The organism is Terriglobales bacterium, assembly GCA_035457425.1.
In the GTDB taxonomy this organism is placed as follows: domain Bacteria; phylum Acidobacteriota; class Terriglobia; order Terriglobales; family Acidobacteriaceae; genus JACPNR01.
In genome coordinates this window covers 1-11,790 of record DATIBR010000037.1, presented here as the reverse complement: position 1 = coordinate 11,790, position 11,790 = coordinate 1, and the positions used below count along the sequence as shown (strand labels likewise).

General features: G+C 66.7%; 10 protein-coding genes. 2 read left to right on the top strand and 8 right to left on the bottom strand.

What is annotated here, in order from left to right; all coding sequences use genetic code 11:
- The 8 genes from VLA96_03125 to VLA96_03090 form a co-directional block, all read right to left on the bottom strand.
- Nucleotides 1-272 (bottom strand): hypothetical protein (locus tag VLA96_03125; protein HSE48180.1); only part of this gene is annotated, 272 nt, incomplete at its 3' end.
- A 29-nt stretch (nucleotides 273-301) separates the two neighbouring features.
- Complete coding sequence (locus VLA96_03120) at nucleotides 302-1,102, bottom strand: TIGR04290 family methyltransferase (GenBank protein HSE48179.1); 801 nt, start codon at nucleotides 1,100-1,102, stop codon at nucleotides 302-304.
- Nucleotides 1,103-1,348: 246 nt separating this feature from the next.
- Nucleotides 1,349-1,495, bottom strand: coding sequence for a lmo0937 family membrane protein (locus VLA96_03115; protein HSE48178.1), 147 nt, complete (start codon nucleotides 1,493-1,495; stop codon nucleotides 1,349-1,351).
- A 108-nt stretch (nucleotides 1,496-1,603) separates the two neighbouring features.
- Nucleotides 1,604-3,022: a sigma-54 dependent transcriptional regulator gene (locus VLA96_03110; GenBank protein ID HSE48177.1), complete on the bottom strand. Its 1,419-nt coding sequence runs from the start codon at nucleotides 3,020-3,022 to the stop codon at nucleotides 1,604-1,606.
- Nucleotides 3,023-3,263: 241 nt separating this feature from the next.
- On the bottom strand, nucleotides 3,264-3,926 hold the full coding sequence (locus tag VLA96_03105) for a hypothetical protein (protein HSE48176.1): 663 nt from the start codon (nucleotides 3,924-3,926) through the stop codon (nucleotides 3,264-3,266).
- Between the two features lie 192 nt (nucleotides 3,927-4,118).
- Nucleotides 4,119-6,104: a hypothetical protein gene (locus VLA96_03100; GenBank protein ID HSE48175.1), complete on the bottom strand. Its 1,986-nt coding sequence runs from the start codon at nucleotides 6,102-6,104 to the stop codon at nucleotides 4,119-4,121.
- A gap of 214 nt (nucleotides 6,105-6,318) precedes the next feature.
- Nucleotides 6,319-7,800: a hypothetical protein gene (locus tag VLA96_03095; protein ID HSE48174.1), complete on the bottom strand. Its 1,482-nt coding sequence runs from the start codon at nucleotides 7,798-7,800 to the stop codon at nucleotides 6,319-6,321.
- Between the two features lie 174 nt (nucleotides 7,801-7,974).
- Nucleotides 7,975-8,973 carry a hypothetical protein gene (locus VLA96_03090; protein ID HSE48173.1) on the bottom strand — a complete coding sequence of 333 codons (999 nt, stop codon included), beginning with the start codon at nucleotides 8,971-8,973 and terminating at the stop codon, nucleotides 7,975-7,977.
- Between the two features lie 287 nt (nucleotides 8,974-9,260).
- Here VLA96_03090 and VLA96_03085 point away from each other — a divergent pair, with 287 nt between their 5' ends.
- Nucleotides 9,261-10,655, top strand: coding sequence for a sigma-54 dependent transcriptional regulator (locus VLA96_03085; GenBank protein HSE48172.1), 1,395 nt, complete (start codon nucleotides 9,261-9,263; stop codon nucleotides 10,653-10,655).
- Between the two features lie 18 nt (nucleotides 10,656-10,673).
- Nucleotides 10,674-11,790, top strand: a 1,117-nt coding sequence (locus tag VLA96_03080; protein ID HSE48171.1) for a hypothetical protein, incomplete at its 3' end; no start/stop codon positions are given.

Genomic DNA, 11,790 nt, shown 5'->3' with positions numbered 1-11,790 from the left:
TGGATCTGCCAGTGGTTCCAATCGAGCGGAAAGCCGTGGACGGCGACGATGTCGACCGCGTCGAGCACGCCGTGCGTCTTCATCAGCTGGACGAAGTTCGGGTCAATGGGCGAGATGCCGCCCAGCACGATGGGCAGCTCCGGATTGACGCGCCGGATGGCGGCCGCGCCCGCGCGCGCCATGGCCGCGAACATCTTCCAGTCCGGGTCGATCCTGAAGTCCCAATGCGAGAGGTTATTGGGCTCGTTCCACAGCATGACCGCTTCGACCATCCGGCTTGCTCTCTCCTGTTTGCAGTCGCCTACAGTTCGCCCGCCAATTCCAGCTCCAGCACGGAGCGCTCGTCGCGCGGCCGGATGGCGCCCGGCGCGCAGATCCAGGTCTCCGACTCGGGGTGGTCGACGATCTCCAGGCCGGCCGAGCGCAGCATCGCCTCGGCACAGGCGCGGTTCGGGATCCACCAGTTCGTCGGGTCACCCGCGTACTTGTGCTCGATGAAATAGGCCGCCGGCCAGCGCGCGTCGTCGAAGATGTTCTTCTTCCAGAAGTGGTAGTCGTGGTTCCACTCCGCCACGTCTTCGGAACCGCGGACCATCGTCTGGAAGACCAGCCGGCCCTCCGGCTTGAGCTTGGTGACGAGCAAGTCGAGCGCGTACAGCGGGTAACGCAAGTGGTAGAGCACTCCCATGAAGAAGACGTAGTCGAACTGCCCGGGGACCTGGTCCACGTGGTAGACCGAGCGCTTCTCGAACTCGATGTCGTGGCCGAGGGTCTGGGCGGCGAAGCGCGCCTGCTCGAGATAGCGGTCGTCCACGTCGATGCCAAGCACGCGAGCCGCCCCGCGTTTCTTCATCTCGACAGAGTAGAAGCCGCCGTTGCAGCCGACGTCGAGCACGGTCGCGCCCGTCAGGTCCTCGGGCAGCGCGGGCGCGATGTGCTTCCACTTGACGTTGGGAAAGTCGCCCAGGAAGTGATTGGGCGCGGTGCGGACCCCGCCCAGGTCGAGGTTATGGAACCACTCGCCCAACTCGGCGACGCGACGCGCCACCTCGATGTTGGCTACCGGCGTTGGTTCGTCGGGACGTTCCAGGGGAAACTTCAACGCAGTCGACATGCGGGATACCGGTGATCCAGGGATTGCCGGAAGCGGGGCCCAAACGTAAGAGGTTAGATTGTGAGCAGCAGAAGGCAGGATGCCTCGCGCGCCGGCGAGGGCGCGCCCGATGCGGCCACAGCGCGGCCGCTGGAGAGCAAATGCAGTTCGCACGTGGCGGCTCGGGCAGCAAGCCGCCGCGCGCGATCAGAGCCGGCGGTCAGCCGGCGAGAAAATCGTGCCGTGTGTCGATGGTCAGACGGTGCGTCGGCCCGTCACGAGGTTGATCACCGCGACGATAAGGGCGATCACCAGCAGCAGGTGGATCAGGTTGCCGGCAACGTGGAAGCCCCAGCCGAGCAGCCACAGGATCAACAGGATCGCAAAGATAGTCCAAAGCATAGAGGGTCACCTTGGCCAGAGGGGAGCTGGCTACGTACCTAGGTGAGAGTGGGCTGCTGCTGGCGGAGTTGTCTCAGGCCGGCCGTCCTTGTCGCCTTAGGTTGGGGCTCAGAACTGGGTGCCGTACTCCTTCAATTTGCGGTAGAGCGTGGTCTTGCCGATGCCGAGCCGGCGCGCCGCCTCCAGCTTGTCGCCGTTGAGCGTGCGGATGGTGCTGAGGATGGCCTGCTTCTCCAGCTCGGCCAGGGGCACGATGTCGAGGCCGTCGCGCGCGGGCGGGACCTCCGGCGACGTCACGGCCGCGTTCTGCAACGCGGTGGAGAGGTCGCCCAGGTGCACGGTCGGGCCGGAGCTGAGCGCGCAGCTCCGCGCCAGGCAGTTCTCCAGCTCGCGCACGTTCCCCGGCCAGTCGTACGCGAGCAGGCGGCGCAGGGCGTCGTCGCTGATGGTGCGCTCGATGCCGCTCTGGCGCGAGATGCGCTCCAGGAACGCGCCCACCAGCAGTGGGATATCCTGCTTGCGCTCGCGCAGCGCCGGCACGCGGAGCTTGACCACGTTGAGGCGGTAGAACAGGTCCTTGCGGAACTGGCCCTGCGCGCACATGGTCTCGAGGTCGCGGTTGCTCGCCGCCAGGATGCGCACGTCGATGGGGATGCGCCGCGTCCCGCCCACCGGGCGGATCTCGCTTTCCTGCAGCGCGCGCAGAAGCTTCGATTGCAGGTCGATGGGCAGCTCGCCGATCTCATCGAGGAACACAGTGCCGCCGCGCGCGATCTCGAGCAGTCCCTGCTTGGCGTTGTTGGCGCCGGTGAAGGCGCCCTTCACGTGCCCGAACAGCTCGCTCTCGATCAGCGTCGGCACCAGCGAGCTGCAGTCCACCGGCAGGAACGGCTTGTCGCAGTTGGGACCGGAGGAGTGGATGGCGCGCGCCACCAGCTCCTTCCCCGTCCCGCTCTCGCCCAGGATGAGCACCGGATGTGAGCTCATCGCTACCTTGGAGATGATGCGGTAGAGCTTCTCCATCTCGGGGGCGTTCCCCACCAGGTTGGCAAAGCCGCGCTTGGAGCGCAGCTTCTCGCGCAGCAGGCGGTTCTCGCTCAGGATGCGCACGTGCTGCTTCACGCGCTCCAGCAGCAGGCGCAGGTCTTCGTGCTCGAACGGCTTGCTCAGGTAGTCGTAGGCGCCGAAGCGCATCGCCTGCACCGCGCTCTGCACCGTGCCCAGCCCGGTCATCAGCACGACCTCGGCCTGGGGGCGGCGCTGCTTGATCTCTCCCAGCACCTCGAGCGCGGACCCATCGGGCGAGCGCAAGGCGAGCAGCACCACGTCGATGGCCTGCTGCTCCAGCATCTCGTACGCGGTAAGCGCGTCGCCGGCCACGTGGATGTGAAAACCGGTCTCTTGCGCGACCTGCGTGCAGAGCTCGCGCGTCTCGCGCTCCTCCTCCACGATCAGGACGTTCAGCAGCTCCGCCTCCGCCCGCGCATGCGGCGGATCCTCCACCCGGACCACCTTGGTTGCGGCCATGGCACGCTCCTTTGCCGTTTCCTCTCAGGCGTAACAATGCAGTTCCCGTGCCGAAACGAGACGGCACGCCCTAAGTCGCTCGAAACAGTTGTGATGTGGGGAGAATCGGGGGGTGAGGAGTGGGTTCCCACTCCCAGAGTCGGCTCCCATATCGGGAGCCAACTACGGGAATGGTAGCTAAATCAGTGAAAGGAGAGAAGCACCAAATCGGGAAAGCCGGATGTCGGATCCCGAAATGGGCCTACCCGCGCCCCGCGTTCACCGACTGCGTGAGCCGGAACGTCAAGCGACGCTCCACCGGGAAGGCCACGTCCTTCTTGCCGGTGGCATAGGCCGCGCCCGTGCCGGCACCGGCGCCGATCAAGCTGCCGATCAAGGCGCCCTTGCCACCGCCGGCGAGTGCGCCGATGAGCGCGCCGCCGCCCGCACCGCCGCCGATGAAGGCGAGGTTGCGCTTGGTGTAGCGGCCGCCCGAAGCATAGACGCTGGAGCTGCTCACCGGCGTCTCGCGACCCTGAATGTTCACGCTGACGAGCGCAAGGCGCAGGTAGCCGGAGTTGTGCAGCCGGCCCGACTTGCGCACCGCCACCACCTGGCCCACGACTTCGGCGCCCTTGGGCGCCACCATCTTGTCGCCCACCATCAGGGGCTGGTCGAGCACGGCGGAGAAGTGATCGCCGGTGCCCGCCGTGGTGCTCGAGACGGTCTGCTGCAGCCGCACTACCACCGGCGTCCCGGCGGGAAGGATGAGCGGTTCGCTCGCCCGCGCAATGCCGAACAGGCCCTTGTCATCGCTGCCGCCGAAGGGCAGTTGCTGCGCGTTCTCGGAAGATTCCGCGTTGCTGGGCTGGCTTCCGCAGCCCGCCAGCGCGAGCATCAGGAGCGCAGCCAGAATCGTTGTCAAAACCAGTGTCTTTCGCATAGTTGGTCCCTGGACGAAGGCGCTACTCTGCTTTCAGCACCCCTCCTGCCAATCCTTCTACTTTAATTTCAGTCACTTACGAGCTGTACCCTCGCAGCGAAGCGGTAATTTCTACCCGCAATAAGAAAGGGCCGCCCGCTGCGGGCGGCCCAAAGGAAGGAGGAAGGAGGTGGACTACCGGGTGCCACCGACGGCATTGCGCGCCGCGCGCTGCTGGTCGGGGGTGGCCTGCGTCACGACGCCGTCAAAGGCGGTCGCGGCAAACAGGTTGCCGCGCGAGGCGCTGAGCCCGCGCAACATCCAGCCCGCTTCTCCGATGCGCTTCCAGCGCGGATCGGAGGGCGTGGTCTGAAAGACGGCGCCTTTGCGGTCGATGCCGAGCATGCGCCCGCCGTCGGCGTCGTAGGCTACGTGCACCAGGTTGCCGGTCGGCGCCGACTCATGCCGCCAGGTGTCGCCGGCGTCGGTGGAGCGAAAGGCGCCGACGCGCGTGGTGATCCAGATGGCGCCGTTGCTGTCGATGGTCGTGCCGGTGATGGGGGCGATGAAGTTCGGCGTCTTCGCGGCGTACCACGTCAGCCCGCCGTCGAGCGAGACGTTGAGCCGGCTCGGCGCCGCGGCCGCGAGCACGCGGCCTTCCGCGTTGTGGCCCACGCCGACCGAGACGATCTCGGTCTCGCCTTCAATGGGAAGATTGTGCCAGCTGCGGCCGTCATTCGCGCTCAGGAACAGCCCGGTGGAGGTCGCGGCGTACCACAGGCCCGACGCCACCTCGATCTCGTTGACGCGCGCCTTCAACTCGCGCGCCTCCGTCCTGGTCGTGGTCTCGGGCACGGTGGTGAGCTTGCCCTTCTTGCCGCGCACCTTCTTCGCGGTCGTGACCTTGCGCTCGAAGACGGCATGATTGATGCTCTGCCAGAACATCGTGCGCGGGTCGTAGAGGAAGATGCCGCTGTTGGTGCCGGCGATGATCTTGCCGCTCTCCGCCTGGCGCAGGCTAAAGACGTCGCGCCCGCCCAGGCCGTTCGCGACCTGCAGCCAGGTCGCGCCGGAGTCGCGCGAGACGAAGACGCCGCCAAACTCCTTGTCGTTGATCAGGCCGGCGTAGACGGTGCTCGAGTCGTTGCGGTCCGCGAGCACGGCCGCGACCTGGCGGTGCGCGAAGCCGCGGTTCGACTGGGTGAACGTCTGGCCCGCGTTGGAACTGGCGAGCACGCCGGAGCGGTCGGTGGCCATCAGCACGCGCGCCGGGTTGCGCGGGTCGATGAGCACGTCGTTGACGATGAGGTTGGCCGCGGTGATGCGCTTCCACGTCTGGCCGCCGTCTTCGGTCCGCCACAAGCCTTCGGTGGTGCCGGCATACACCGTTTCGGGATGCTTCGGGTCCTGCATCAGCACGCGGGTGCGGCGCGCTGAGAACGGGATGCCCTGCGCCTTGCGAAACAGGTTGCCGGCGTCCTGACTCTTGTAAATGCCCGAGCAAGCGCTGATGTACACCGTCTTCGGATCCGCGTGGCTGATGATGATGGAGAACACGTCGGAGTCGTCGATGACGCCCTGCTTGATGTGCTGCCAGGTCCTGCCCGCGTCGGAAGTCTTCCACGGCAGGTGCCACGTGCCGGCGTAGACGACGTCGGGATCCGTGGGGTCGATGGCGACCGACTCGATGTTGCGGATCTCGGGATGATTGGGCGGCGAGAGGCGTTCCCAGGTATTGCCGCCGTTGGTCGTGCGGAACACTCCGTCGAGCGCGCCGACCGCCAGCACCTTCGGGTTCGAGGCCGAGAGCGCCAGCGCGCGCACCGACTTGCCGTGCAGGCCTTTCAGCGGCTCCCACGTCTTGCCGCCGTCGGTGGAGCGGAAGACGTCGCCGGCTTCGTTGTTCTCCACGCTCCAGGCGCCCACGTACATCGCGCCGGAGACGGGGTCGATGACCATGTTGTCGAGCACGTAGTCGTGCCCGCCGAGCGAAGCGAAGCGCGCCCAGCTGTCGCCGTTGTCGTTGGAGACGAACAGCCGGCCGGCGCTGGTGCCGAGGTAGATGCGGTCGGGATTGAGCGGGTCGTAGGTCAGGCTGCGGACGTCGCCGCCATCCGGACCGATCGCCTTCCACGTGAACTCCTGCCCCGCCAGCGGCAGGGCCACGAGAAGCGAGAGCATCAGGACCAGGGGAACCGAATGCCAGGGGCTGCGGAACCGGGATGCCATTGTTTCAACACCTTCTGGTGCGGCCAGGACACCCAAATGGGACTTTGCACGTCACTCGTTACGATGCCATAGCCGTGTGGGCGAGGACAGATTACGGCAGTATAAAAAAATGGCCGGCAGGACCATCGTCCTACCGGCCAGATTGTAACCCGACTTCCGAGTGCGGCTAGCGCTTCTTCTTCGCAGGGGCGGTTACCACTGTGGTATTCGCCTCGTCGAAGGTGGCGCCGGCCGGGACAAGGTAGATCTCGACACGCTGCCCGCCGTCCATGCCGCTGCGGGTCTCGAGCCGCGACTCGTCGATCTGCTTTTCCTTGACCAGGTAGTCCTTGGTGTTGAGGGCGCGCTGAGCGGCCACGTTCTTGGGCTTCTCGTTCGCGTCCATCTGACCCACGATGACCGCCTTCGCGTCGGCGTCGCGCTGCAGGCGCAGGGCCACGTCGTCCAGCGCCGCCTTGCACGCGTTGTCCACGCGGGCGGGCTTCGCCTTGTTCACGAAGGAGCACTCGTTGATCTTGCTGGGTTCGATCTTCTGCGGCACTTCCACGTTCACGTTCGCGGTGCCCGAGCTGCTGAGGCCGCGCGCGTCCGTGCACGTCGCCGTCACCGTGATCGCGCCGGCGCCCGCGCCCTCGGTGGAGAGCGTGGCGTTCATGCCTTCCCCGGCGACCGTTCCCGCGCTGGTCGTCCAGGCCAGCGGCTGCAGTTGCGCGCCGTCCGGGCTGGTGCAGGTGCAGGAGATGGTCGAAGGCTGGCCCGACTGGACCGTGCCAGGATTGGCCGAGCAGCTGATCTGCGGCGGGTTCTTCGGACGGTCGGTGACCGTGAAGTTCGCCGCGCAGTTCGCCGTCTGCGAGGATTTCTTGGTGTCGGTGATGGTGGCGTTGGCGGTGTAGTTGCCACCCGCCATGCCCTTGGTGTCGATGGTCGCGGTCGCGCCCGTGCCGGAGACCTGCGCGCCGGTCGACGACCAGTTGTAGCTCAGGTCGTGCTTCGGGTTGAAGCCGCTGGGCGTCGCCGTCACCGTGACCGGCTCGCCTTCCATCACCTGCGTCGGGCTCGCGCTGCACGAGGCCGAAGGCGGCGTGGGAGGCTCGAGGCTGCCGAGGTTGAAGACGATGCCGCCGGAGATGCGGGCGCCGTTCAAATCGTCGCCCCCGCCGCCGAAATCGTGGTTGGCGTGTACGTAGTCGGCCTGGATGATACGCCAACTCAACAGCTTGGTGAGCCGCAGGTCGAAACCGCCGCCCAGCGCGGCCATGAAGCCGGTGTCTTCGAAGCCGAGCGGCGAGATCCGCTGGAAGCCCAGCAGAGCATGCGCGAACGGCGTGAAGCGGTCGATCGGCAGCCGGACGGTCGGGCCAAAGCCGAAGTTGCCGGCGTTGACATCGTCGGACCAGTGGCCGCTGGTGTCGAAGGTGACGCCGACGTACTTATTGAAATTCCAAGTCACCGCGCTGTTGAACCCCTTTGCGATGCCGGGGACATCAGCCCCGGGGTCGTAGTAGGAGTAGCCCACGAAGACCTCGGCACGCGGGGCGGGCAGTTCATCCTGCGCCTGCGCCGCCGCCGTGAACGCCATCGCGAAGGCGAAGACGGCTATGCCGACCAGGAGACGACGGATGAAACCCTGTTTGCGAGTTTGCATGTATGCACCCTCCGGAAACTGTAGATAAGACCAGGGAACAGCTGGGTTTACAGAACTCAGGGGATTCGGGCCGGACAGCAGGCGGAGAAACAAAACTCCGACCGAACGCCGATTATACGGCAACCCGGTCGGAGTGCAAAGCCCTCGTTCTTTATTTTTCAGGCGTTTAGTGGCTTATTGGTTCGCCCCGCCCGAGACTTCCAGGACCAGCTGCGTCCCGCTGTCGAGGTGAACGCTCTTCTCGGTCGAGTTGATCGCCACGCCCGAGCTGCTGTTCGCCGCCTGGTTCAGGGTGATGCCGGGCATGCCGATCGCGCCGCGCGAGCCCGCTTCCAGCGTACCCGTAGCAGAAGTACCCACCTGGCCGGTGGTGGAGCCGACCGTGCTGCCCACGGCGCCGGTGGTGGAGCCGACGGCGCCGCCTGCGGTGGAGCCCACGCCTCCGGCCACGCCGCCGACCGTTGAGCCGACGCCGCCTACCGTGGAACCCACGCCGCCGGTCCCGGCCGGGCCGCCGCTCGGGGCCGGGCCCATCGGGCCGCCAGCCGAGGAGCTGCCCATCCCGCTGCCGCTCCCCATCATGTCGTCATTGTTCATCGTGGACGCCGGCTGCGCCGCCGCCAGCGCGCGGATGGTCAGGCTCAACGGGATCTCTGCCCCGCCGCCTTTCGGCACCGCGCGGTCGAACAGGATGGTGATCGACGACTGCGCGTCGCCGTTGGCGCGCGCCGAGGTCTGCGTCACCTTGCCCAGCAGCTTCGAGCCCTTGGGCAGCACCGTCTTCCCTTCCGACTTCACGTCGGAGGTGGTCTTGGCTTCCACGGCGTCGCCCACCTTGGCCTTCTTGCTGTCCAGTGACTTGGTCAGCTTGGCGTTGATGGCGGTGCCACTGGCCAAGCCGGCGTTGGCGCCGCTCGGGCCCGCGCCGGCGTTGGCCGCGCCCTGCGCGCTGCCGGCCGCTTTGCCGGTCGTCGAGCTCTGTCCCTGCGCGGCATTGACGTCCTGCGTGGCGGACGTATTGCTGTTCGCGTTGGCATCCGCACCCGAGGGCGCGGCGGTGGCGCTCGCCCCGGTCGCGCTCGAGCCCTGCGTCTGGCTCGTGGCGGAGGTCTGCGCCATCGCCGCCCAGCTCAGCACTGCGATGCCCAATCCCAGAACCAACCACTTCTTCATTGCTATCCTCCTGTGGATCCGGCCCCGCCGTCGGACGGCTTGCTCAGAATCTCTTCTCTCTTGGTGGACTTCGGGCCTGTCCGCTTGAGATGCTGATAGGAGCTCCTTGCGTCTATTGCCCAGTTTGGAAATTTTTCCCTGGCTTTGTTAACCACTTAGTACACTAGGCTTTCGCGATAAAGTTCTACGAAAGTGACTACGGACGACCGGCGCGCATCCTAATTGCTACATCGGCCCCGGCAGTCTTTAAAGTTCCCCGCCCTTCTTGGCGGGTCTGAGCGTCCCGTATGGCAGAAGAAAAGATCCTGATCGTCGAAGACGAAGAGAACGAACGCGCCGGGCTGGCGGAGCTGGTCGGCGCCTGGGGTTACCGCACCGAGACAGCGAAGGACGGCGTCGAGGGCCTGGAGAAGGTCATCGCGTGGCAGCCTTCGATCGTGATCACCGACCTGAAGATGCCGCGCATGAACGGCCTCGAGCTGCTGGAGCGCGTGGCCGAGACTTCCACGCCGGTGATGGCCATCCTGGTGACCGCGCAGGGCTCGGGCGAGATCGGCTTCGAAGCCGGGCGCATCGGCGCTTACAGCTACATCGAGAAGCCCATCGACCCGCAGCGGCTGCGCGACCTGCTGACGCATGCGGCCAAGCAGCGCACCACCGAGCGCGAGCTGGAAGTCACGCGCCGCCGGCTGCGCGACACCGGCGTGCTGGGCGCGCTGGTCGGCGGCTCCAAGCGCATGCAGGAGATCTTCCACCTCATCGAGCAGGTCGCGCCGTCGACCGCCTCGGTGCTGATCACGGGCGAGAGCGGCACGGGCAAAGAGATGGTGGCGCGCGCCATCCACGAGTTGAGCCCGCGCAAGTCGAAGCCGTTCGTCGCCATCAACTGCTCGGCCATCCCGGAGACGCTGATCGAGAGCGAGATCTTCGGCCACGAGAAGGGCGCCTTCACCGGCGCGCTCGAGCGCCGCGCCGGCTGCTTCGAGCTGGCGGAAGAAGGCACGCTGCTGCTCGACGAGATCGGCGAGATGCCCGCCGGCACGCAAGCGAAGCTGTTGCGCGTGCTGGAAGACCACAAGCTGCGCCGCCTGGGCAGCAAGGTCGAGACGCCGGTCGACGTCCGCGTGCTGGCCGCGACCAACAAGGTGCCCGAAGACGCCGTCGCGCGCGGCGAGCTGCGCCAGGACCTTTACTACCGTCTGGACGTCTTCAACATCCACATGCCGCCGCTGCGCGACCACAAGGAAGACCTGCCGCAGCTGACGGAAGCGCTGCTCGCGCAGGTGTGCGAGAAGCACGGCCGCAACGTCAGCGCGGTGAGCGAACCGGTGACGCACCTGTTCCAGTCGTACTCCTGGCCGGGCAACGTGCGCGAGCTGCGCAATACGCTGGAGCGCGCGGTCATCGTGTGCGAGGGCGCGACGGTGGAGCCGCGGCACCTGCCGCCGGGTTTCGGCAGCCAGCTCACCAAGGTCCCGGTGTCGGACGCCAACAGCATCCGCCTGGGCGTGGGCACGACCGTGGAGGAGGCGGAGAAGCAGCTCATCCTCAAGACGCTGGAATCCACCAACAACAACAAGACGCGCGCCGCCGAGATCCTCGGCATCAGCCTCAAGACGCTGCACAACAAGCTGAAGGAGTACAACGCGCACAGCGTCGCGGCGGCCGAGACCGGCACCTAGAGTAAGCTGGCCGAACCCATGATGTTTCCCCGGCTGCGCCTCAAGACGAAGCTGGTGCTCTCCATCAGCGGCATGGTGGTGGCCGTGGTGGCCACGCTCTCCTCCGTCTACATCTCGCGGCTGGTGCAGAACCGCATCGCGGAAGCCTACGAGAGCGGCGATTTCGTGGCGCACCAGGTGTTCCACGCCACGCGCGAGGCGCTCACGCAGGACCTGAACGACCCGCGCCTGCGCACCCGCGATCCCAACGACGTCGACGCGCTCATCCAGGAATCGCTCGAGACCGATCCGGGCGTGAACTCGCTCATCGAGTCCATCGTGGGCTACTCGCCCACCATCTACGACGTCGCCATCGCCGACCACAACGGCCGCGCGCTGCTGCACTCCGACGCGCAGGCCATCGGCGCCACCCTCCCCGCGCGCGAGGAGTTCCTGAAGATCCGCGACGGCGGCATCCGCCGCCAGCTCCAGGTCATCTACGGCGCCCCCAAGGTCTACGAGGTGCAGATCGCGCTCGAGCGCAACGGCAAGCCCTTCGGCTCCATCCGCGTGGGCGTCTCGACCGTCTTCCTGAAGAGCGAGCTGCAGCCGCAGATGGACCGCGCGCTGCTGTTCTCCGGCATCGCCATCTTCGCCTCGCTCATCCTCGCCGCCATCGTGTCGAACGTGGCGCTGCATCCGCTGGAAGCGATCGCGCGCCGCCTCGACCAGCTCTCCGCCGGCCAGATCCAGGCGGAGACGGCGGAGGAAGCCGCCGACTCGGCCCCGCGCAACGACGAAGTCGGCGTCGTCACCACCAAGCTGAACCGCCTCGGCCAGAAGATGCGCGACGTGCAGGAGGTCTTCTCCGCCTTGAAGGAGAACCTCGACCAGATCATGGCCAACCTGCAGGACGGGTTGATGCTGTTCACGCGCGACGGCCGCGCGGTGCTGGTCTCGGCCTCGGTCGAGTCCTTCGTCGGCAAGCCGCGCGGCGCCATGCTCGGCCAGACCGTGGATCAGATCTTCGACGACTCCACCGACCTCGGACGCCTGGTACTGACGAGCTACGAGCTGCACCATCCGCTCGAGCTGAGCGAGGTGCAGCTCGGCGGGCGCCGCGTGCAGGTCACGCTCGACTTCATCGAGGAGCGCG

Excerpts from the sequence above, each read along its gene's own strand:
- VLA96_03100 (HSE48175.1), bottom strand. The coding sequence starts at position 6,104 with ATGCTCTCGCTTCTCGTGGCCCTGCCGCTGGCGGGGCAGGAGTTCACG.
- VLA96_03090 (HSE48173.1), bottom strand. The coding sequence starts at position 8,973 with ATGAAGAAGTGGTTGGTTCTGGGATTGGGCATCGCAGTGCTGAGCTGG.
- VLA96_03095 (HSE48174.1), bottom strand. The coding sequence starts at position 7,800 with ATGCAAACTCGCAAACAGGGTTTCATCCGTCGTCTCCTGGTCGGCATA.
- VLA96_03115 (HSE48178.1), bottom strand. The coding sequence starts at position 1,495 with ATGCTTTGGACTATCTTTGCGATCCTGTTGATCCTGTGGCTGCTCGGC.
- VLA96_03110 (HSE48177.1), bottom strand. The coding sequence starts at position 3,022 with ATGGCCGCAACCAAGGTGGTCCGGGTGGAGGATCCGCCGCATGCGCGG.
- VLA96_03085 (HSE48172.1), top strand. The coding sequence starts at position 9,261 with ATGGCAGAAGAAAAGATCCTGATCGTCGAAGACGAAGAGAACGAACGC.